We start from the raw sequence: 21,767 nt of genomic DNA, 5'->3' as shown, positions 1-21,767 counted from the left end.
AGCGGCACGACCGCGGCCCCGCACGACCCTCGGGGGAGAGGGGTTGTGCGGGGCCGCGGTCATGTGGCGGGCCATGCGGGGTCAGGCCTGCGGGGCGGCCTTGACGGCGGAGATGTCGAAGAGGAGCTTGACCTTGTCGCTGACCATCACCCCGCCGGTCTCCAACGCGGCGTTCCAGGTCAGGCCCCAGTCGGAGCGCAGGATCTCGGCGCTGCCCTCGAAGCCGACCCGCTCGGCGCCGTAGACGTCGGTGGCCGCGCCGTGGAACTCAAGGTCGATGGTGAGCGGCCTGGTGACGTCGCGGAGGGTGAGGTCGCCGGTGATGCGGTAGCGGTCACCGGACACCTGCTCGGCGGCGGTGCTGCGGAAGGTCATCAGCGGGAAGGTCTCGGCGTCGAAGAAGTCGGCGCTGCGCAGGTGGCCGTCGCGGTCCGCGATCCCGGTGTCGATGCCGGCGATCTTGACGTCGAGGGACGCCGTGGAGCGGGAGGGGTCGGCGCCGTCGAGGTGGAGGGTGCCCTCGTAGTCGCCGAAGGTGCCGCGGACGTTGGTGACCATGGCGTGCCGGACGGTGAAGCCGATGCTGCTGTGTGCCGGGTCGATGGTGTAGTCGCCGGTCAGCGCCGCGAGCGCGGGGTCGGCGTCGAGGACGGCAGCACTGGTGGCGGGGGCGGTGGTGTCGCCGGTGTCGGCGGTGCGCTTGCGGTGGAACAGAGCCATGGCTCCTCCTCGAAGACGGCGCACCGGCTGGGTGCGCAGGTTTGTTTAAGCTTCAACGAGATTCACCGTAGCGGCATCTGGTTCAACATTCAACCTCTCTATTGGAACGGGCTCCGCCGAGCGGGTGGCGGACGGCGTTGCGGCGCGGTCATTGCCGCCCTGTGACCGCTCGTGCTAGACCATCGGGAACTCCCAAGTGCGCAGCGCCACCCTCCAGTTGACGCCATGGAGAGGACCGACCGTGCCGCCTTTCCCCGCCACGTCCGTCTGGTCACGCCGAGGATTCCTCGCCACCGCCACCGCCACCGCCACCGCCACCGCCACGGCGAGCGCACTCGGCCTCACCGCCCGCCCCGCCGTGGCCGCCCCCTCTCCGGCCACCACTCCCGGCGACGAGTTCGCCACCCTCCGCGCCCGCTGGTGCGAGCTCACCCTCGGCAGCGGCTTCGACCCCGCCGCCCCGCCGTACGCCGCCGCCCTCCAGGAGACCGGCACCCTCGCCGGCGCCTTCCGGGCGAACATGCGGCCGGCCGCCACGTCCCTCTGGCCGGACTGCCGCTACGACCCGCCGTCCGGCATCACCCAGAGCTACAGCAGGCTCGCCACCATGGCCCACGCCTACGCCCAGCCCGGCACGGGCAGCACCGGCGACGGCGGCCTCGCCACCGCCCTGCTCACGGGCCTCGACCACCTCGAAGCCACCGTCTACAACACCGCCACCACCCGCTACGGCAACTGGTGGGAGTGGCAGATCGGCAGCCCCAGACTCCTCCTCGACACCCTCGCGATCCTCGGTCAGCACCTGCCCGACGGCGGTCTCGACGACGTGCTGCGCGACCGCTGCCTGGCCGCCGTCGACCACTTCGTCCCGGACGCCCTGCTCGGCGACTACACCGGGACCAGCACCGGCGCCAACCGCGTCGACCTGTGCCGGGTGGTCGCGCTGCGCGGCATCCTCGGCCGCGCCCCCGCCAAGACCGCCCTGGCCCGCGACGCCCTCTCACCGGTCTTCCCCTGCGTCACCCGGGGTGACGGCCTCTACGCCGACGGCTCCTTCGTCCAGCACACCTGGGTCGCCTACTCCGGCACCTACGGCTATGTCCTGCTGGACGGCCTGGGACGGCTGTTCACCCTGCTCGGCGGCTCGTCCTGGCAGGTCACCGACCCGGCCCGGCAGATCGTCTTCGACAGCGTCGAGCGGGCCTGGGCCCCGCTGCTCCACAACGGCCTGATGATGGACACCGTCAACGGGCGCGCCATCAGCCGCGGCTATCTCCGCAGCGACGAACGGCGCATCCTGCGCAGCGACCACTACCACGGCCATGCGCTGATCGCCGCCATCGCGCTGCTCGCCCAGGCCGCGAGCAGCGCCGAGCGCGACCGCTGGCACGCCATGGTCAAGGGCTGGATCGCCCGGGACCGTACGCTGCCGGTCCGCACCGACCGGCAGTACCCGGTCGCCGACCTCGCCCGGCTCGCGAAGATCGCCGACGGCCCCGCGGCCGCCGCCCCCGAACCCGTCGGCCACCGCCTCTTCCCCGCCATGGACCGTGCCGTGCACCGCCGCCCCGGGTGGGCCGCAGGCCTGGCCATGGCCTCCGACCGCATCACCTACTACGAGAACGGCAACGGCGAGAACCCGCGCGGCTGGCACACCGGCGCCGGCATGCTCTATTGGTGGGGCGCCGACTTCGGGGGCGACCAGTACACCGACGCCTTCTGGCCCACCGTCGACCCCTACCGGCTCCCCGGCACGACGGTGTCCACCCGGCGGCTCGCCGACAACGAGGGCGGCGGCTGGGGCGAGCCCAAGCCCGCCGCGCGCTGGGTCGGCGGCACCACCGACGGGGAGTTCGCCGCGATCGGCCAGGACCTGCGCGGCCTGTCCTCGACCCTCAGCGCCAGGAAATCCTGGTTCGCGCTCGCGGACTGCCTGGTCTGCCTGGGCGCCGGCATCACCGCCCGCGACGGAGTACCGGCCGAGACGGTCGTCGACAACCGCTGCCTGGGCGAGCGGGGCACCGCCGCGCTCACCGTCGACGGCGTACGCCAGTCCGGCGCGCTCGGCGTGACCACCTCCTTCCGCCACGCCCACTGGGCCCACCTCGCAGGACACGGCGGCTACGTCTTCCCCGGCGGCGCGCCCCTCAAGGCGCTGCGCGAGGCCCGCACCGGCTCCTGGCACGACATCAACACGACCTCGTCCACCGAGCCGTTCACCCGCCGCTACCTCACCCTCTGGCACGACCACGGCACCGACCCGACCGACGCCGGCTACGCCTACCTGCTCATGCCGGGCGCCACCGCCCGCACCCTCGCCGCCCGCGCCGCCGACCGGCGCTGGCTGACCGTGCTCGCCAACGACGCCGGCCGCCAGGCGGTCGCCGTCGACCCGCTCGGCGTAACGGCCGCCAACTTCTGGCGGGCCGGCCGCGCGGGGCCGCTCACCAGCAGCGGCCCGGCGAGCGTGCTGGTGCGTGAGCGCCACGGGCGGCGGCGGCCGACCGCGCTGCTGTGCCTCGCCGCCCCGGAGCGCACCGGCGACACTCTGGAAATCACCTGGTCACGGCCGGTGCGCGCGGTATTCGCCCACGACCCGGCGATCGAGGTGCTGACCACCGGGCGCACCCTGCGGCTGCGCCTGGCCCCCGGTACGAGCTGCGCCACCCACACCTGCACGGTGCGGCTGGGCTGACCGGCCCCGGGGCCCCGCCGATCAACCGGTCACGACAACATCGCTCCCCTCCGGTTTGTGGGCCCCATACAGACGCGGGGCAGCGCCGCCACCCGAACGGAGGCCGGGGCGCGGGGCCCGTACAGCACGGTTCTGTACTGCCTGCCCACCAAATCGCATGCGACGTTGTACGAAACCGACATCGGTGCGGGGCGCCTCGCACACGTACCGTCGAGGCATGACCACTGTCGAAGATCTGCCCGCCGGCGCCAACGACGCCCGCGGGCGCGTCGCCGAGCTGCACGCCATCCGCGAGCAGGTCCGGCGAGGACCCAGCGAGCGGGCGACCGAAGCGCAGCGTGCCAAGGGCAAGCTGACGGCGCGCGAGCGGATCGAGCTGCTGCTGGACGAGGGTTCGTTCAACGAGGTCGAGCCGCTGCGGCGGCACCGGGCCACGGGCTTCGGCCTGGAGGCCAAGAAGCCCTACACCGACGGCGTGATCACCGGCTGGGGCACCGTGCACGGCCGGACCGTGTTCACCTACGCGCACGACTTCCGGATCTTCGGCGGCGCACTGGGCGAGGCCCACGCCACCAAGATCCACAAGATCATGGACATGGCCATCCAGGCCGGTGCGCCGCTGGTGTCGCTGAACGACGGCGCCGGCGCCCGTATCCAGGAGGGCGTCTCCGCGCTGGCCGGCTACGGCGGCATCTTCCAGCGCAACACCAAGGCCTCCGGCGTCATCCCGCAGATCTCGGTCATGCTCGGTCCCTGCGCCGGCGGCGCGGCCTACAGCCCCGCCCTGACCGACTTCGTCTTCATGGTCCGCGAGACCTCGCAGATGTTCATCACCGGCCCCGACGTGGTGCGCGCGGTGACCGGCGAGGAGATCACCCAGAACGGCCTCGGCGGCGCCGACGTCCATGCCGAGACCTCCGGCGTGTGCCACTTCGCCTACGACGACGAGGCCACCTGCCTGGAGGAGGTCCGCTACCTCCTCTCGCTGCTGCCGGCGAACAACCGGGAGAACCCGCCGTCGGTGCCCTGCGAGGACCCCGCCGACCGCTCCGGTGACGCCCTGCTGGACCTGGTCCCGGCCGACGGCAACCGCCCGTACGACATGCGCAAGGTCATCGAGGAGATCGTCGACGACGGCGAGTTCCTGGAGGTCCACGAGCGCTGGGCCACCAACATCATCTGCGCGCTGTCCAGGCTCGACGGCCGGGTGGTGGGCATCATCGCCAACCAGCCGCAGTCGCTGGCCGGTGTCCTGGACATCGAGGCGTCCGAGAAGTCGGCCCGCTTCGTCCAGATGTGCGACGCCTTCAACATCCCGATCGTCACCCTGCTGGACGTCCCCGGCTTCCTGCCCGGCGTCGACCAGGAGCACGGCGGCATCATCCGGCACGGCGCCAAGCTGCTCTACGCCTACTGCAACGCCACCGTCCCGCGGATCTCCCTCGTCCTGCGCAAGGCCTACGGCGGCGCCTACATCGTCATGGACTCGCAGTCCATCGGCGCCGACCTGACCTACGCCTGGCCCACCAACGAGATCGCGGTGATGGGCGCCGAGGGCGCCGCCAACGTCATCTTCCGCAAGCAGATCGCCGAGGCGGACGACTCCGACGCCATGCGCACCCGCATGGTCAAGGAGTACAAGTCCGAGCTGATGCACCCGTATTACGCGGCCGAGCGCGGCCTGGTCGACGACGTCATCGACCCGTCCGAAACCCGCCACACGCTCATCCGGGCCCTGGAGATGCTGCGCACCAAGCACGCGGACCTGCCGGCCCGCAAGCACGGCAACCCGCCCCAGTAGCCCCACCCCGCACCCGCTTTCGGCACTACGCCCACCGCGACGACGGAGAACACACCGTGAATCCTGCCCACCGCACCGACTCCATCCGCGTGGAGAAGGGTCAGGCCAGCGAGGAAGAGCTCGCCGCCCTGACCGCCGTCCTGCTGGCCCGCGCCGCCCACCGGCCGGCCATCGCCACGCCGTCCCGGCCGCACGCCACCGCCGCGCGCTGGCGGCGCCTGGAGCGGCAGACCGGCTTCCACGGGGCGACCAGCTGGCAGCGGTGACGCTTCGCTGATGCCGCCGAGGGGCCCCGCGTTTTGCGGGGTCCCTCGTGGTTTCCGGGGCGTTGGCTTGTCTGCGGGGCGGTTGTGGCCGGGCGCGCAGTTCCCCGCGCCCCTTTGGGGCACGCACCACCGGTCTGGTCCGGTTCGGTGCGGGTGCGTTGGGCCGGCGCCTCTGGGGGGTTCGTGATTGCCGCTGGGGCCGGAGGGTACCGGTGCGTCCCCTCCGGCCCGCCACCCACAACGAAAAGGCGCCCCGGCCCCAGCCACCGGCAATCCGCACGCGGCTCCAGCCGTCAGCCGCTATGAGGGGTATACCGCCCAACCGCCCACCAACCGCGCCGATATGACACCTCATCACTTTTCGGGGCGCGGTATTCCGGTTTGGCAGGTGGTGTCCGGATCAAGGCGTAGGTTCACCCCAACCATGGGGAGCAGAGCTGTTCAAGCCGCTCCACCCGTGCTGGCATGCGCTCGTCAATCCACTCCTGGCGTTCCCGCACCGCGGGCCTAGGACGACCGGAAGGAAAGCCCATGCTCAGCACGCTCAGTGCTGGTGCCGCCGTGGCATCGTTGCTCCTCGCCGGATCGGCATCCCCCACCACCGCCACCCGGTTCGGCGACGACCCGCCGAGCGGCAAGATCACCATTACCGTCGCCACCGTCAACGGTTCGGGCTGCAGACCCGGCAGCGCCGCCGTGGCCATCGCCCCGGACAACACCGCCTTCACCGTCACGTACAGCGAGTACCTCGCCCAGGCGGGCGCCGGCAGCAAGCCGACCGACTCCCGCAAGAACTGCCAGATCGCGCTGAACGTGCACGTCCCGCAGGGCTTCACCTACGCGGTCGCCCGGGCCGACTACCGGGGCTATGCGTCCCTGGCCCCGGGGGCCAGAGGGCTGGAGCAGGCGGGCTACTACTTCCAGGGCCAGCAGCAGACGGCCCGTAAGAGCCACACCTTCGTCGGCCCCTACGACTCCAACTGGCAGACCTCGGACGAGACCGACGTCGACGCCCTGGTGTACGCCCCCTGCGGCGAGGAGCGCTACTTCAACATCAACACCGAGATGAGGGTGGACGCCAAATCGGCGGACCCCAAGGCCACCAGCTACATGGCCATGGACTCCACCGACGGCAACATCAACACGGTGTACCACTTCGCATGGAAGGAGTGCCCCGCGCGCAAGTGAGCCCCGGCGCCGGCCCCGGGACCCGTACAGCGCCGCGTACGGGCCCCGGGGCCGGGTACGACGAAGGCCCCCGCACCCAAGAGGTGTGGGGGCCTTTCGTCGTACGGCGCGTGCGGGCACGGGGAGCCCGGACACGCCCCGTGGGCCGCCTTAGCGCAGCCGGGCCATCAGCGCGTGCTCCACGAGCGTGATGAGCGCGCTCTTGGCCTCGCTGCGGTGCCGGGCGTCGGTCGTGATGATCGGCGCGTCCGGGCCGATCTGCAGCGCTTCACGCACCTCGTCCGGCGTGTAGGGCTGGTGTCCGTCGAAGCCGTTGAGGGCGATGACGAACGGCAGGCCGCTGTTCTCGAAGTAGTCGACCGCGGGGAAGCAGTCGGCGAGACGGCGGGTGTCGACCAGCACCACGGCGCCGATGGCGCCACGGACCAGGTCGTCCCACATGAACCAGAAGCGGTCCTGGCCCGGCGTACCGAAGAGGTACAGGATCAGGTCCTGGTCCAGGGTGATCCGGCCGAAGTCCATCGCCACGGTCGTGGTCGTCTTGTCCGGCGCGTGCGTGAGGTCGTCGATCCCCGCCGAAGCGGAAGTCATCACGGCTTCGGTACGCAGCGGATTGATCTCTGAGACGGCCCCGACGAACGTGGTCTTGCCCACGCCGAAGCCGCCCGCCACCACGATTTTCGCGGAGGTGGTGGAGCGGGCTGCACCGCTAGAGCTTGCGAAGTCCACTGAGCACCCTTTCGAGCAGTGTCACATCTGGCTGTCCGCCGGCGGTCTCGTCCCCGCCGGGCTGATGGATGGCGACGAGTCCGGCCTCCGCCAGGTCGGCGACGAGGATCCGGGCGACGCCGAGGGGGATGGAGAGAAGCGCGGAGATCTCGGCAACTGACTTGATCTCGCGGCAGAGGTGGCAGATGCGCTGGTGCTCCGGCAGCTGGCCCTGCATCTTCGAGGGGTCGGCGGTCGTGCTGACCAGCGCCTCGATGGCGAGCTGGTAGCGCGGCCTGGTCCGGCCTCCGGTCATGGCGTACGGGCGCACGAGCGGGTTGTTCGAACCCGTGGGGGAGGGCTCGGGAGCGCGCCGCTGCGGCTGCACCGGCTGGATGCGCGGTGCCTGCGGCTGGTCGTACACCGACGGCTCGTACGGCTGGGAGTCGTACGGCCGGGGCTGCTGCTGCGGGGGCCGCTGCGGCCGGCGGCTCGGCGCAGACGGGAAGTTGAAGCGGTTGTTATGGGTCTCGCCCACAGGCCCGGACTGCTGTCCGGAACCATACGGGTATCCGCTCGGGGGCGTTGCCACGTCTCCTCCTCCAACTTGCCTGTCTGATCGCCGGTCGCGCCACCGAACCATAAGGCGCGGTGGCGGGAAACGCACTGCCTGTCTTCTAGTTGAGAAGGCTGCCCTGCAGTTCGGCACGCAGATCCGGCGTCAGTACCGTGCCCGCGCGGTCGACCAGCAGGGCCATCTCGTAGCCGACCAGACCGATGTCGCACTCGGGGTGTGCGAGCACGGCCAGCGACGAACCGTCCGAGACGGACATGATGAAGAGGAAGCCGCGCTCCATCTCCACCACGGTCTGGTTGACGCTCCCGCCCTCGAAGATGCGGGACGCGCCGGAGGTCAGCGAGGTGAGGCCGGAGGCCACCGCCGCCAACTGATCGGCTCTGTCACGAGGGAAACCCTCGGACATGGCAAGGAGCAGCCCGTCCGCGGAGACCACGACCGTGTGGGACACCCCGGGGGTGTTGTCCACGAAGTTGGTGATCAACCAGTTCAGATTCTGCGCCGCCTGGCTCATCGGGCTCACACTAACGCTCCTGATCGTAGGTGCTGCCGGGGCCGAAGCCCTGTTGGTCATTCTGGGGGACCCCGGAGGGGTCCGTGCCGACGTTGCGTCCCTGCTGGACACCGCGGCGCAGGTTACTCAGCCTGCCGCGGACGTCCTCCGGGGCGCGGGAGACCTGAGGGCCGCCCTGCGGCGTCTGCTCCGCGGCACCTTCGACCAGGTTGGCCTTGGGCACCCGCCGGGGGAGACCGGAGGAGGTGACTCCGCCCGCCTTCGGCTCGCGCAGCCGCTCCGCCCTCTCCCAGCGATCATCATTGGAGCTGCGCCAGTCGGAGCCGTCCTGGCCGGTCTCCGGCGTGCTCCGCTGCTGCTGCACCTGCGGTGCCTGCTGGTCGCGGCCTCCGCGGCGCGGAAGGCCGGCGTCCGTCAGCGACGGGGCGTCGCTCGGTGTGGGGCCCGGACGCTCGAATGGTACGCGCTCGGGCGCGTCAGCGGGAGCGGCAGTGGTATTCCGGTCGGATTCCGCTTCGGTCCCGAAGTAGCCCTCGAAAGCAGGGCGTTCGGGCCAGTCGTCCGACGGTGCCGCTTCACGGGAGACGAAAGGCTGCTGGCCCGTGGTCTCGGCGAAGCTACCCTCGCCGAACGCCTGATGGCCGTGAGACCGGTCCTGGTAGAGCGGTTGATCGGCTTCCGCATATGCCTGGGACGGGTAGTCCTGGTAGGCACCGGGAGACTCCTGGTAGTCACCGGCGGACGGCGCCTCGTCACGGAAGAGGGGACGCTCGCCGCCCTGGTACTCGGACTGCTCACCGCCCGTCTGGGCTTCCAGGGCTGCCCGGCGCTCCTCACGGAGCAGCGAGCGGCCCATCATGTCCAGGTCCGCGCCGTCCGTGCGGCCGTAGCGGCTGTCGTCGAAGCCCAGCTCGGCGGCGGTGCGCTGATGGGTGTCGTACGACGCCTGCTGGTGCTCCGGAACGATCCGGGAGACCGTGAAGTCGTCGTCGTACTGCTCCTCGCCGCCACCACCGTGGGTGATCGCCTCGGGCAGCATGACCAGGGACGTGGTGCCCGCCTGCTCGCCGGAGGGGCGCAGCTGTACCCGGATCCCGTGCCGGTCGGCCAGCCGGCCGACCACGAACAGGCCCATGCGCTGGGAGATCGCGGCATCCACGCTCGGCGGGTTGGCCAGCTTGTGGTTGATGTCCGCGAAGTCCTCGGGGGTGAGCCCGATGCCCTTGTCGTGGATCTCGATCATCACCCGGCCGTCGGGCAGCCGGGTCGCGGCGACCCGCACCTTGGTCTGCGGGGAGGAGAACGTGGTGGCGTTCTCCAGCAGCTCGGACAGCAGGTGCACGAGGTCGGTCACGGCGGTGCCGTGGATCTCGCTCTCGGGGACGCCGGTGAGCTCTATTCGCTCGTAGGACTCGACCTCGGAGGTCGCCGCCCGCAGGACGTCGACCAGCGGCACCGGCTGGTTCCAGCGCCGGCCGGGCTCCTCGCCCGCGAGGATGAGGAGGTTCTCGCCGTTGCGCCGCATACGCGTGGCGAGGTGGTCGAGCCGGAAGAGGCTTTCCAGCTGGTCCGGATCCGCCTCGTTGTTCTCCAGGTCGGTGATCAGCTCCAGCTGGCGCTCGATCAGACCCTGGTTGCGGCTGGAGAGGTTGGTGAAGATCGCGTTGACGTTGCCCCGCAGCAGCGCCTGCTCGGCGGCGAGCCGGACGGCCTCGCGGTGCACCTGGTCGAAGGCGCGGGCGACTTCGCCGATCTCGTCGGTGGTGGCGATCGGGATCGGCTGCACCCGGGTGTCGACCCGGCCCGGGTCGGTCCGCGAGAGCTGGTCGACCAGCATCGGCAGCCGCTGCTCGGCGATGCCGAAGGCGGCGGTCCGCAGCTGGCGCATGTTGCGGCTCATCCGGCGGGCCATGAGGCCGGCCACGATGAACGCGATGATCAGCGCGGCCAGCACGATGGCGGAGTCGACGAAGGTGGACTGCTTGGCGTCCTCGGCGATCTGGCCCGCCTCGTTCACGGCCTTGTCCGCCAGGTCCTTCTCGATGGACCGGTACATGTCGAACTTGGCGGTCGCAGCCGCGAAGTAGCTGTCCGAGGTGATGCCGCGCGCGCCGAGCGTCTCCGGCGCCGCACCGGTGGCCATCAGCGTGGACATCTGGTCGATCGACGGCGGGGTGCGGAACGGCCGGCCGGCGGCCTGCGCCTGCGCCTTCGCCCGTGCAATCTTCTGCTGTGAGGCCTGCTTGAGTGCCCTGACTTCCTTGTTGAGCCGCTCGACGTCCTCCGGCGTACCGCCGGAGGTGTACTCGCCGATGGAGATGCCCTCCAGGTAGCGGTACGACGCGAAGGCGGTCAGCTGCAGCTTGTGCTCCTTGCCGCCCTGCGGGGTCGCCGGGTCCACCAGGAGGTGGGTGCCGATGGAGCGCTCCAGCGACTCGGCGGCCTTGGCCAGCGCGATGGCGTAGACCGTACGGCCGTAGGAGGTGATGTTGCCGGTGCCCAGGCCGAGTTCGTTGGCGAACTCGTTCAGCGGGTGCTGGACCTCGACGTAGCCCTCTTCGGTCTGCACGCCGTGCAGCTGGGAGGTGTAGGCGGCCTGGCGCAGCTTCTGGAGCTTGGGCTCGGCCTTCTCGAAGGAGGCGAGACGGCGCTTGAGGCCCGGCTTGTCCGGCATGGCCTTGGCGGCCTGGTGGAACCTGTCGGCGGCGGCGTCGGTGGTGTCCCGCGCCTGCTGGACGACGGGGTCGTCCTTCTTGCCCTTCAGCAGCGGCGCCGCGGTGCGGTCCCGCTCGTCGACCAGGGCGGTGCTGTAGGAGAGCGCGGCGCGCACCAGCTTCGCGGTGTTCTCCGCGTCCTGCGCCTCCTGCCAGGTGCCGAACGAGCTGGCCACCCGCAGACCGCCGAAGACCAGGGCGAGCAGTACGGGGATCAGCAGAATGGCGTTCAGGCGGGTCGCCACGCGCCAGTTGCGCGGGGAGTACTTACCGCCACTGACCGGAGGCTTCGCGACCGTATTTTCGGGCGCGTCGGAAGCCGGCAGGCCACCTCTGGGTGGCGGGGTGAAGTTGCCCCGCCGCGTTTCCTGCGGCTCGGGGCTCTCCTTGCTTCGCCTCACTCGACCAACAACCTCTCGGCGCCGGCACTGATTTGCTGTGCCGTTTCTTCTGGGCGTTCCTACTCCGGAGTTTCAGCGAATTTCAGCACGTCAGGGCGGTGCGTTCCAAACACTGGGTAAAGCCGGAACGGGGCCGAAAGGGCCTGAGATAAAAGGGGCGTTAAGGGCGAGCGGCGCCAAAAGGCAGGAGATCTGTGAGCGCAGCGAAGCCGGGCATGCGCGCGGGGTGTCGAAACCACGCTGATTCACTGTCGAAACGTTATGAAGCAAATTTGATGGCGTGTCGAAGGACACAGATCCACTCACGGATGCCGGGAACCCGGCCCGGGCAGGGGGGAACGCCCCCGCCGGTGAGAACAGCCCATCGGCCCGCTCCCGGTGCGGGAGCGGGCCGCCTGCGCACTACTGCAGCCGGGCCATCAGGGCGTGCTCCACGAGCGTGATGAGCGCGCTCTTGGCCTCGCTGCGGTGCCGGGCGTCGGTCATGATGATCGGCGTCCCCGGGCTGATCTGCAGCGCCTCACGCACCTCTTCGGGCGTGTGCGGCTGATACCCCTCGAAACCGTTGAGGGCGACGACGAACGGCAGACCGCTGTTCTCGAAGTAGTCGACCGCGGCGAAGCAGTCGGCCAGCCTGCGGGTGTCGACCAGCACCACGGCGCCGATGGCACCGCGGACCAGGTCGTCCCACATGAACCAGAAGCGGTCCTGGCCCGGCGTACCGAAGAGGTACAGGATCAGGTCCTGGTCCAGGGTGATCCGGCCGAAGTCCATCGCCACGGTCGTCGTGGTCTTGTCCTGGACGTGGCTGAGGTCGTCGATCCCCGCCGAAGCGGAGGTCATCACGGCCTCCGTGCGCAGCGGATTGATCTCTGAGACAGCCCCGACGAACGTGGTCTTGCCCACGCCGAAGCCGCCCGCCACCACGATCTTGGCGGAGGTGGTGGCGCGGGCGCTGATCCCGTCGGAGCTGTTGTCAGAGCTTGCGAAGTCCACTGAGCACCCTCTCGAGCAAGGTCACGTCCGGCGTACCGCCGGCCTCACCGCTGCCACCGGGCTGGTGGATCGCCACCATTCCCGCCTCTGCCAGGTCCGCGACCAGGATCCGCGCCACACCCAGCGGGATGTGCAGCAGCGCGGAGACCTCGGCAACCGACTTCACCTCACGGCACAGGTGGCAGATCCGCTGGTGCTCGGGCAGCAGCCCGGGCAGCTGAGAGGGGTCGGCGGTCGTGCTGACCAGCGCCTCGATGGCGAGCTGGTAGCGCGGCCTGGTCCGGCCTCCGGTCATGGCGTACGGGCGCACCAGCGGCTGGTCACCTTCGCTCCCGTACGGCGCTTGGCTGTAGGCGCCGTACGGGCCGGAAGTGGCAGGTGGCGGGGTCATGGGTCCTCCGGGCGGGACAACTGACTGTCGTCGGGTTGGGCCGGTGGGGGGTGCGGCACATGGGTGGTTGGGAGCTGAACGGTGCGGCGCTGCGGGCGCCGCTTCAGTGCAGCAGGCTGCCCTGCAGTTCGGCGCGCAGATCGGGCGTCAGGACCGTGCCTGCGCGATCGACCAGCAGCGCCATTTCGTAGCCGACCAGGCCGATGTCGCACTCGGGGTGTGCGAGCACGGCCAGTGACGATCCGTCCGAGACGGACATGATGAAGAGGAACCCCCGCTCCATCTCCACAACGGTCTGGTTCACCGTCCCGCCCTCGAAGATGCGGGACGCGCCGGAGGTCAGCGAGGTCAGGCCGGAGGCCACCGCCGCCAACTGATCGGCACGGTCGCGGGGGAAGCCCTCGGACATCGCGAGGAGCAGTCCGTCCGCGGAGACCACCACCGTGTGCGACACCCCGGGGGTGTTGTCCACGAAGTTGGTGATCAACCAGTTCAGATTCTGCGCCGCCTGGCTCATCGGACTCAACTAACGCTCCTGCTGGTGTGTGGGATCGACAATGCCGTGATCGCCGGTGGACGACGTCCCGGCCTGCCGGCCTTGCTGGATACCCCGACGGAGATTGGTCAGCCGCCCCCGCACGTCGCCGGGCGCACGCGAGACCTGTGGTCCGCTCTGGGTGGACTGCTGTTGCGCGGTGCCCGCGACGAGGTTCGCGCGCGGGACCCGGCGGGGCAGTCCGGAGGTGGTGATGCCGCCCGCGGCGGGCTGGCGGATCTGCTCCGCCTGCCGCCAGGTCTCGTCGTTGGGCGAGCTGCGCCACTGCGTGGCCTCGGCGGGCGCCGTGTTGCGGGCGCCGTTGACCGGTGCCTCGCCGCGGGCGCCGCCGCGTGCCTCGCCGTCCTGAGCGGACCCGCGGCGGGGCAGCCGCGGGGCCTCGGGCTCGGCGGGCTCCTGGGGCGGCACCCCGGCAGCGGCGGCCGCGGGGGTGTTGAACCAGTTGGACTCGATGGTGTCGAAGATCGGCGTACGGCCGTCACCGGGACCGGCGTCCGCGTTGCCGAGCACATCGGCGGACGGCGCACCGCTGTCCTGCGGCTGCGGCGCCGGGAACTGCCCGGTGCCCTGCGACTCGTCGGCGTACGCATCGCGCTCGGCGTCCGGCCGCTGGTACTGGCCGGTGTTGCTGCCGGGCCGTTCGTACTGGCCCGTGTCGCTGCCGGGCCGCTGGTACTGGCCGGTGTCGCTGCCGGGCCGCTCGTACTGCCCGGTGTCACTGCCGGACTGCGGGAACTGGCCCGTCTCGTACCGGCCGGTGTCGTACTGGCCGGTGTCGTACCGCCCGGCGTCGTACTGAGCCGTCTCGTACCGGCCCGCCTCGCGCTGACCCGTGTCGGGCCGGCCCGTTTCGGTGTCCGGCACGGCGAACTGCCCGGTGTCGCCACGCTCGTTGCCCGCACCCCGGCCGGCCGGACGCGCGCCGGGCCGGCCGCGTCCGCCCTGGGAGCCGTCCGCGGCGGGCGGCGGACCGTTGAAGTCGGGACGGGCGAACGCCGCGGTGTCACCGGGGCCGCCGCTCGTCGGCGCGGGCCGCTCGAAGCTGCCGGTGCTCTCCGGCTCCTCGTGGCCACGGGGCCGGTCCTGCGCCTCGCGGGGCGTCAGCGGCCAGTCGTCGGAGCCGCCGCGCTCACGGCGCGCACCCCAGCTCGTACCGCCCGGCTGCGAAGTGTCCTGACCGCCCTGGCCGCCGGCCGGAGAACCGCCCGGCAGTTCGGCAGCGGGACCCCGGGCCGGAAGCTGCGGACGCTCCTCACGGCGCGGTGCGCCGGTGGGCGGTGCCACGGTGGGCGCCGGGCCGCTGTCCGCGCCGCGGGTGGGCAGCGAGGGACGCGAGTCGCCGGGGCGGCCGGCGGCCGGGCGGGCGTCGCCGCCGCGCGCCGGGGCGCCGGGCGCACCCGCGCCGGGAGGCGCCGTACGGCCTGCCGGTGCCGAGGCACCGAAGGCGTTCGGCGCACCGCCGCCGGGGCCGCCACCGGGCCCGCCGCGGCCGGGCAGCGCGGGGCGCCCGCCGGCCGAGGGACCCGAGCCGACCTGACCGCGCGGCTGCAGCCCCGCGAGCCGGCTGGACTGCCCGCCGCCGTGGTCGCCGCCGGCCTTGGCGTTGCTCGGTGCCGGCTTCTTGCCGCCCTGGGCGACATCGACCGGCAGCATGACCAGTGCGGTGGTGCCGCCGGAGTCGGAGGGCCGCAGCTGGATACGGATGCCGTGCCGCAGCGACAGCCGGCCGACCACGAACAGACCCATGCGCCGGGACACCGAGACGTCCACGGTCGGCGGGCTGGCCAGCCGCTCGTTGATCGCCGACAGGTCCTCGGGCGACAGGCCGATACCGGTGTCGTGGATCTCGACCAGCACCCGGCCGTCGGGCAGCGCGTGACCGGTGACCTTGACCTTGGTCTGCGGCGAGGAGAACGAGGTGGCGTTCTCCAGCAGCTCGGCGAGCAGGTGCACGAGGTCGTTGACGACCCGGCCCGCGACCTCGGTCTGCGGAACGGCGTTGAGTTCGATCCGCTCGTACTGCTCCACCTCGGAGGCGGCGGCACGCAGGACGTCGACCAGCGGCACCGGCCGTGTCCACCGGCGCCCCGGCTCCTCACCCGCGAGGACCAGGAGGTTCTCACCGTTACGGCGCATGCGGGTGGCGAGGTGGTCGAGCTTGAAGAGGGAGGACAGCTGGTCCGGGTCGGCCTCGCGGGACTCCAGTTCGGAGATCAGCGAGAGCTGACGCTGGATGAGGCCCTGCGAACGGCGCGAGAGGTTGGTGAACATCGCGTTGACGTTGCCCCGCAGCAGCGCCTGCTCGGAGGCGAGGCGGACCGCCTCGCGGTGCACGTCGTCGAAGGCCGCGGCCACCCGGCCGATCTCGTCCCGGCTGTGCACACCGACCGACTGGACGGAGGTGTCCACGTCCTGCGGGTCGGACTCGGACAGCTGCTTGACGAGCTCGGGCAGCCGGTCCTGGGCGACCTTCTGCGCGGTGTCCTGCAGCCGGCGCAGCGAGCGGACCATGGAGCGCGCCACGACGAACGCGCCGACCAGCGAGACGCCGAGGACGAGCAGGATCAGCGCACCGCTGATGATCGCGGACTGGGTCGCCTCGTTGCGCAGCGCGCGGGACTTCTGCTCCATCTCGGAGAGCAGGGTGGTCTCGATCCGCGACATCTCGTCGATCTTGACGGTGTCGGAGTCGTACCAGTCGAGGTAGCGGTAGTCCTGGCTGCGGATGCCGGAACCGCTGGCGAAGGCACGGTGCGCGAATGCGACCGCGGCCTTGATCTCGTCGTTGTTGCCGTCCAGGCCGCGGGTGAGCGCGCCGGCGTTGTTGGTGTAGATCTGCGAGAAGCGGTCGCGGGCCGCCTTCTCGCTGTCCTCGGCGTTACGGCCGGCCAGCCGGTCGTTGGAGGACAGCTGGGGGCCGCCCTTGTGGGCGAGACCGGCGCTGACCAGGGCGCGCTGGATCGACGCGTACTCCTTGGCCGACGAGAACGCCGCCAGCGCACGGGTACTGCGGATCATCTCCGGGTTGCTGGTCGCCTGCGCCATGTCCTGGGAGAGCGAGAGCAGCGAGTTGATCAGCTGGTTGTAGCTGGTGACGGTCCGCGCGGCGTTGTCGCCGTCCTTGTAGGAGTTCGCGCGGATCTCGTTGAGGGTGTTGAGCTGGCGGCCGATCTCCAGCACGGTTGCCCGGACACCGGCCATCGTGGCGTCCTGGCCCTGGATGTCGCCGGTGGCCTGGTTGAACGACAGCTTGGCGCGGTCGGTCGCCTCACGGGGCGCGACGACATTCGCGTCGTCCTTGGAGTTGCCGCTGCCGGCCAGCGGGCCGGCCGACTTGTCCCGCTCCACCTGCAGCGCGTCGGCGAGCTCGGTCGCCTGCCGGGTCATCTCGGTGAGCAGCTGCATCTTGTCGAGCTGGTCGATGTTCTCCATCGACGTGCCGATGCGCATGCCGCCCAGCGTGGTCGCGGCGACCACGGGAAGCGCGAGCAGGGACACCAGGCGGGTGCTGATGCGCCAGTTGCGCAATGCTATTCGCGAACCGGGGCCGCCGGCACCCTTCGGCGCCTTGGCCTTGCCACTGTCCGCGGCATCTTTGCCCGGCGCCTGACCGCCTCCGTCGACGGGCAGAGTGCCCCCCGCGGAACCGCTGCTCTGGGCGCGCTGGGGCGAGGAGGCGCGGTCTGTCCCGCCGCGCAGCTCCGGGTCCGCCGCAGCGCTGCCATCCCTCTTGAAACGTCCCTGCACTAGCGTCGCAACCTCTGGACCAGGCGTCCCACCTGGGCGGGACGGTGTCGAGTCGTATGGGGGACCGCTAAGTCCCCCATGGCGGTCGTGAGTGACCGGCGGGCTGCTCTCTCTGGCCGAGAGAACGGCACCACCGCGCGGCGCTACGTTGCGCCCTGCGCGCCGGCTGAAACGTGCGGCGGTCCGTGGAATTCCAGCACAGTGCAGGATCTCCAACAAGAGCGGAACCGCGCACTGTGACGTGGGTGACGCAATGTACGGAGCACGTCACGACTTGTAGAACGTACCCGTGTTCATAACGGACGTTTGCCCGCGAGTCGTTCACTCACGGCGGCTGTCCCAGGTGCGGTGATCGGGAGCGGAACGTGCAGTTCAATCCGCCATTGTCCGTTTCGCCCAGGGATGTTGATCATGGGAAATGTGGCATTTGTCGCACAGTTCGTGAGCAAACTCACAGGAAGATCATTGAGTTTCCCGGCACTTCGCAGGGAATAGCGTGCATAGCCTGACGCTTTACACAGTTGCCGGATGTGACAAGGCAGCTTTTCGCAGACCCTTCCCCGACCTTTGATGACGCGAGGCAAGCAGCAGTGAAGACGACGACGTTCCGCAACATAGCCAACCCGCGGCGCACCACCCTGGCTCACCTCAACGACGCCGGCGAGCTCGGCACCGAGGCACTCCAGGCGCCGGAGCACACCGTCGACCTGCCGGCCCAGACCGCCAATCCCCGCCGCACCGTCCTGATGGACGCGCCCGCGCAGGACGTCCCGGCGTAAAGCGTCACCGGATCGGCAGCGGCCCCGCGATAGCCTGGAGTGTCAACTCCGGCCAGTGATCAATTGAGGGGCAGCGGCAACCCGTGCGCATCGCCAGATTCTCCATCGACGGCAACGTCGGCTTCGGCGTCCTCGAAGGCGACGAACTCGACGTCATCAAGGGGCATCCCTTCGCAGAATTCGAGCGCTCGGGCCAGAAGGTCCCCCTCGACAAGGTCCGGCTGCTGCCGCCGGTCCTGCCCAACAAGGTCGTGGCGATCGGCCGCAACTACGCCGATCACGCCGCCGAGCTGGGCAACGCCGTCCCGGACGTGCCGGTCACCTTCTTCAAGCCGTCCACCTCGGTGACCGGCCCCGGCGACCCCATCGCGTACCCCTCCTTCTCCCAGGAGGTGCACCACGAGGCGGAGCTGGCCGTCGTGATCGGCCGCATGTGCCGGGAGGTGCCCCGCGAGCGCGCCAAGGACGTCATCCTCGGCTACACCTGCGCCAACGACGTCACCGCCCGCGATGTGCAGCAGCGCGAGAAGCAGTGGGCCAGGGCCAAGGGCTTCGACAGCGCCTGCCCGCTCGGCCCCTGGGTCGAGACCGGGCTCACCCCCGACGACATCGCCGCCGGCCTCACCGTCCAGTGCACGGTCAACGGCGAACAGCGCCAGCTCGGCCGCACCAGCGACATGGTCCGTCCGGTCGAGGACCTGATCGTCCACATCACCGAGGCGATGACCCTGCTCCCGGGCGACGTCATCCTCACGGGCACCCCGGCCGGGGTCGGCCCGCTCAACGTCGGCGACGAGGTCGCCGTCACCATCGAAGGCATCGGCACTCTCACCAACAAGGTGATCAAGCGTGGCTAACGCGACCCCCGTCCGCGTCCGTTTCTGTCCCTCCCCGACCGGTAACCCCCATGTCGGCCTGATCCGTACCGCCCTGTTCAACTGGGCCTACGCACGGCACAACAAGGGCACCCTGGTCTTCCGGATCGAGGACACCGACGCGGCCCGCGACTCCGAAGAGTCCTACAACCAGCTGCTGGACTCCTTCCACTGGCTCGGCTTCGACTGGGACGAGGGCCCCGAGGTCGGTGGACCGCACGCGCCCTACCGCCAGTCGCAGCGCATGGACCTCTACAAGGACATCGCCGGCAAGCTCCTCGCCGCCGGCCACGCCTACCACTGCTACTGCACCACCGAAGAGCTGGACGCCCGCCGCGACGCGGCCCGCAAGGCCGGCCGGCCCTCCGGTTACGACGGCACCTGCCGCACGCTGACCGACGAGCAGAAGGCGGCGTACGAGGCCGAGGGCCGTACCTCCATCGTCCGCTTCCGGATGCCCGACGAGCCGATCACCTTCACCGACCTGGTGCGCGGCGAGCTGACCTTCACCCCGGAGAACGTTCCGGACTACGGCATCGTCCGCGCCAACGGCGCACCCCTCTACACCCTCGTCAACCCCGTCGACGACGCCCTGATGGAGATCACCCACGTCCTGCGCGGCGAGGACCTGCTCTCCTCCACCCCCCGCCAGGTCGCCCTGTACAAGGCGCTGATCGAGCTGGGCATCGCCAAGGCGGTCCCGGCCTTCGGCCATCTGCCCTACGTCATGGGCGAGGGCAACAAGAAGCTCTCCAAGCGCGACCCGCAGGCGAACCTCAACCTCTACCGCGAGCGCGGCTTCCTCCCCGAGGGGCTGCTCAACTACCTTGCGCTGCTCGGCTGGTCCTTCTCGGCGGACCAGGACCTCTTCTCCGTCGCCGAGCTGATCGAGAAGTTCGACATCGCGGACGTCAACGCCAACCCGGCCCGCTTCGACCTGAAGAAGGCCGAGGCGATCAACGCCGACCACATCCGGCAGCTGGACGTGAAGGACTTCATCACGGCCTGCGAGCCCTGGCTGCAGGCCCCGCACGCCAACTGGGAGCCCGGGGACTTCGACGAGGCCGCCTGGCAGGCCATCGCCCCGCACGCCCAGACCCGCCTGACCGTCCTCTCCGACATCACGGCCAATGTCGACTTCCTGTTCCGCAAGGAGCCGGTCGAGGACGAGGCGTCCTGGACGAAGGCGATGAAGGGCGACCCGGCCGCGCTGCTCACCACGGCCCGCGCCAAGCTCGACGCCGCCGACTGGGCGTCCGGCCCCGAGCCCCTCAAGGAGGCCGTCCTGGCCGCCGGCGAGGAGCACGGCCTCAAGCTCGGCAAGGCACAGGCCCCCGTCCGGGTGGCGGTCACCGGCCGGACGGTCGGCCTGCCGCTCTTCGAGTCCCTGGAGATCCTGGGCAAGGAGCGCACCCTCCAGCGCATCGACGCGGCCCTGGCCAAGCTGGCCGGCTGACCCGCAGCAGCACCCACGGGCCCGGACGCCGTACGGCTTCCGGGCCCGTGGCCTGTCCGGAGCGCCGGGAGCTACATTGCCGGTATGCCCGTGCGCGCTGTCCTGTGGGACCTCGACGACACCCTCTTCGACTACACCGGCTCGGACCGGGCGGGTGCGCTGCGCCACCTCCGGGCCGAAGGGCTCCTTGCCGCCCACGGCGGCGAACAGGCGGCAATGGAGCGCTGGCGGACGGTCATGGAGACCGAGTTCGCCCGTTTCCTCGCCGGCGAGGTGGGCTTTCTCGATCACCGCAGGGCCCGGGCCCGGACGTTCCTGGACACCCCGCTCCTCTCCGACGCCGAGGCCGACGCCTGGTTCGGCCGGTACATCACCCATTACGAGGCGTCCTGGGTCCTCTTCCCGGATTCCGCGCCCGTACTGGAGGCGCTCGCGCCGCTGGTACGGCAGGCGGTGCTGTCCAACGCCGGCACCGCCAACCAGGAGCGCAAACTGGCCGTCCTCGGGATCCGGGCGTCCTTCGAGGCGGTGCTCTGCGCCGACGAACTGGGGTACGCCAAGCCGGCCGCGGAGGCATTCCACGGCGCCTGTAAGGCGCTTGGCCTAACGCCCGGCGACGTGGTCTACGTGGGCGACAAGCTCGATATCGACGCGCTCGGTGCCCGGGATGCCGGGCTGACGGCGGTATGGCTGGACCGTGCGGGCACTGGGGAAGAGGCGGGGGAGGGGCTGCCGCCGGGGGTGCGGCGGATCGCGGGCCTGGCGGAGCTCCCGGAGCTGTTGCGCGGAGTTATCGGTTTTGGTGCGCCGTCCACGATCAGGTAATGTTCTTCCTGCGCCGCCCGAGAGGGCCGAAAGGCCCGGCCGGAAAGCGCAAACCAAACAAACCCCCTACGGGGGTTGAGTTTTGGTGGGCTATGGTGTAATTGGCAGCACGACGGTTTCTGGTTCCGTTAGTCTAGGTTCGAGTCCTGGTAGCCCAGCAAGAGATCTTTCGGTCCCTCGTGATCGTGCTGAAGGTCTCTTGATCGCAGTACCAGGCCCCCGTTGTGTAGCGGCCTAGCACGCCGCCCTCTCAAGGCGGTAGCGCCGGTTCGAATCCGGTCGGGGGTACAGATCCTTTCTCTCCGTCTCCTTCGGGTCGCTCCCGGATGCGACGATGCAGAGCCCACGTGACTCCGGTCACGTGGAGGATCGCTAGGGCCCCCGTTGTGTAGCGGCCTAGCACGCCGCCCTCTCAAGGCGGTAGCGCCGGTTCGAATCCGGTCGGGGGTACTGGTCTAAACCACCATGGGCTATGGTGTAATTGGCAGCACGAGTGATTCTGGTTCATTTAGTCTAGGTTCGAGTCCTGGTAGCCCAGCGCGGTGTGTCCTCGGGACA

17 protein-coding genes and 4 tRNA genes are annotated in these 21,767 nt (G+C 70.5%); 12 read left to right on the top strand and 9 right to left on the bottom strand.

Features of this window, described 5'->3' with window-relative positions; translation table 11 throughout:
• Positions 1-81: 81 nt before the first annotated feature.
• Complete coding sequence (locus ACGFR7_RS18330; protein ID WP_393319833.1) at positions 82-720, bottom strand: YceI family protein; 639 nt, start codon at positions 718-720, stop codon at positions 82-84.
• 241 nt (positions 721-961) lie between these two features.
• On the opposite strand from ACGFR7_RS18330, the gene ACGFR7_RS18325 reads away from it, so the two are divergent.
• From ACGFR7_RS18325 to ACGFR7_RS18310, 4 genes are all read left to right on the top strand, one after another.
• Entirely contained in the window at positions 962-3,415 is a 2,454-nt protein-coding gene (locus tag ACGFR7_RS18325) for a polysaccharide lyase 8 family protein (protein WP_393319831.1), read from the top strand.
• 217 nt (positions 3,416-3,632) lie between these two features.
• Complete coding sequence (locus ACGFR7_RS18320; RefSeq protein ID WP_393319828.1) at positions 3,633-5,216, top strand: acyl-CoA carboxylase subunit beta; 1,584 nt, start codon at positions 3,633-3,635, stop codon at positions 5,214-5,216.
• Positions 5,217-5,272: 56 nt separating this feature from the next.
• A complete protein-coding gene (locus tag ACGFR7_RS18315; RefSeq protein ID WP_393319825.1) occupies positions 5,273-5,482 on the top strand; it encodes an acyl-CoA carboxylase epsilon subunit in 210 nt (69 codons plus the stop codon).
• 531 nt (positions 5,483-6,013) lie between these two features.
• Positions 6,014-6,670, top strand: a complete 657-nt coding sequence (locus tag ACGFR7_RS18310) for a DUF4360 domain-containing protein (protein ID WP_350254216.1) — start codon at positions 6,014-6,016, stop codon at positions 6,668-6,670.
• 150 nt (positions 6,671-6,820) lie between these two features.
• Here the strand turns inward: ACGFR7_RS18310 and ACGFR7_RS18305 are convergent, their stop codons facing one another.
• The 8 genes from ACGFR7_RS18305 to ACGFR7_RS18270 form a co-directional block, all read right to left on the bottom strand.
• On the bottom strand, positions 6,821-7,399 hold the full coding sequence (locus ACGFR7_RS18305) for an ATP/GTP-binding protein (RefSeq protein WP_073447656.1): 579 nt from the start codon (positions 7,397-7,399) through the stop codon (positions 6,821-6,823).
• Entirely contained in the window at positions 7,380-7,970 is a 591-nt protein-coding gene (locus ACGFR7_RS18300; protein WP_393319822.1) for a DUF742 domain-containing protein, read from the bottom strand. Before ACGFR7_RS18300 ends, ACGFR7_RS18305 begins: the two co-directional genes overlap by 20 nt.
• An 85-nt stretch (positions 7,971-8,055) precedes the next feature.
• Positions 8,056-8,469 (bottom strand): roadblock/LC7 domain-containing protein, encoded by a 414-nt coding sequence (locus ACGFR7_RS18295; protein ID WP_018087204.1) that lies wholly within the window; start codon positions 8,467-8,469, stop codon positions 8,056-8,058.
• A gap of 10 nt (positions 8,470-8,479) precedes the next feature.
• Positions 8,480-11,584, bottom strand: a complete 3,105-nt coding sequence (locus ACGFR7_RS18290; protein WP_393319820.1) for a nitrate- and nitrite sensing domain-containing protein — start codon at positions 11,582-11,584, stop codon at positions 8,480-8,482.
• A gap of 402 nt (positions 11,585-11,986) precedes the next feature.
• Positions 11,987-12,580, bottom strand: a complete 594-nt coding sequence (locus ACGFR7_RS18285) for an ATP/GTP-binding protein (protein WP_393319817.1) — start codon at positions 12,578-12,580, stop codon at positions 11,987-11,989.
• Positions 12,561-12,971, bottom strand: coding sequence for a DUF742 domain-containing protein (locus tag ACGFR7_RS18280; protein ID WP_030087818.1), 411 nt, complete (start codon positions 12,969-12,971; stop codon positions 12,561-12,563). The genes ACGFR7_RS18285 and ACGFR7_RS18280 overlap by 20 nt, the downstream gene beginning before the upstream one ends.
• 103 nt (positions 12,972-13,074) lie before the next feature.
• Complete coding sequence (locus ACGFR7_RS18275) at positions 13,075-13,488, bottom strand: roadblock/LC7 domain-containing protein (RefSeq protein ID WP_018087200.1); 414 nt, start codon at positions 13,486-13,488, stop codon at positions 13,075-13,077.
• Between the two features lie 9 nt (positions 13,489-13,497).
• Entirely contained in the window at positions 13,498-17,274 is a 3,777-nt protein-coding gene (locus ACGFR7_RS18270) for a nitrate- and nitrite sensing domain-containing protein (protein WP_393319814.1), read from the bottom strand.
• Positions 17,275-17,864: 590 nt separating this feature from the next.
• Here ACGFR7_RS18270 and ACGFR7_RS18265 point away from each other — a divergent pair.
• From ACGFR7_RS18265 to ACGFR7_RS18230, 8 genes are all read left to right on the top strand, one after another.
• A complete protein-coding gene (locus ACGFR7_RS18265; protein ID WP_393319811.1) occupies positions 17,865-18,053 on the top strand; it encodes a hypothetical protein in 189 nt (62 codons plus the stop codon).
• Between the two features lie 83 nt (positions 18,054-18,136).
• Entirely contained in the window at positions 18,137-18,910 is a 774-nt protein-coding gene (locus tag ACGFR7_RS18260; protein ID WP_393319808.1) for a fumarylacetoacetate hydrolase family protein, read from the top strand.
• Positions 18,903-20,384, top strand: a complete 1,482-nt coding sequence (gltX, locus tag ACGFR7_RS18255; RefSeq protein WP_393319805.1) for a glutamate--tRNA ligase — start codon at positions 18,903-18,905, stop codon at positions 20,382-20,384. Before ACGFR7_RS18260 ends, gltX begins: the two co-directional genes overlap by 8 nt.
• A gap of 84 nt (positions 20,385-20,468) precedes the next feature.
• Positions 20,469-21,209 (top strand): HAD family hydrolase, encoded by a 741-nt coding sequence (locus tag ACGFR7_RS18250; protein WP_393319802.1) that lies wholly within the window; start codon positions 20,469-20,471, stop codon positions 21,207-21,209.
• 86 nt (positions 21,210-21,295) lie between these two features.
• Positions 21,296-21,367 (top strand) — tRNA-Gln (locus ACGFR7_RS18245).
• Between the two features lie 57 nt (positions 21,368-21,424).
• Positions 21,425-21,497: transfer RNA gene (locus ACGFR7_RS18240), tRNA-Glu, on the top strand.
• Positions 21,498-21,586: 89 nt separating this feature from the next.
• Positions 21,587-21,659, top strand: a tRNA-Glu gene (locus tag ACGFR7_RS18235).
• Between the two features lie 16 nt (positions 21,660-21,675).
• Positions 21,676-21,747, top strand: a tRNA-Gln gene (locus ACGFR7_RS18230).
• Positions 21,748-21,767: the final 20 nt, after the last annotated feature.

It is taken from the genome of Streptomyces sp. NPDC048516 (genome assembly GCF_043199875.1).
GTDB lineage: Bacteria > Actinomycetota > Actinomycetes > Streptomycetales > Streptomycetaceae > Streptomyces.
The sequence above is the reverse complement of the archived record's forward strand: the minus strand, read 5'-3'. Positions and strand labels throughout refer to the sequence as shown.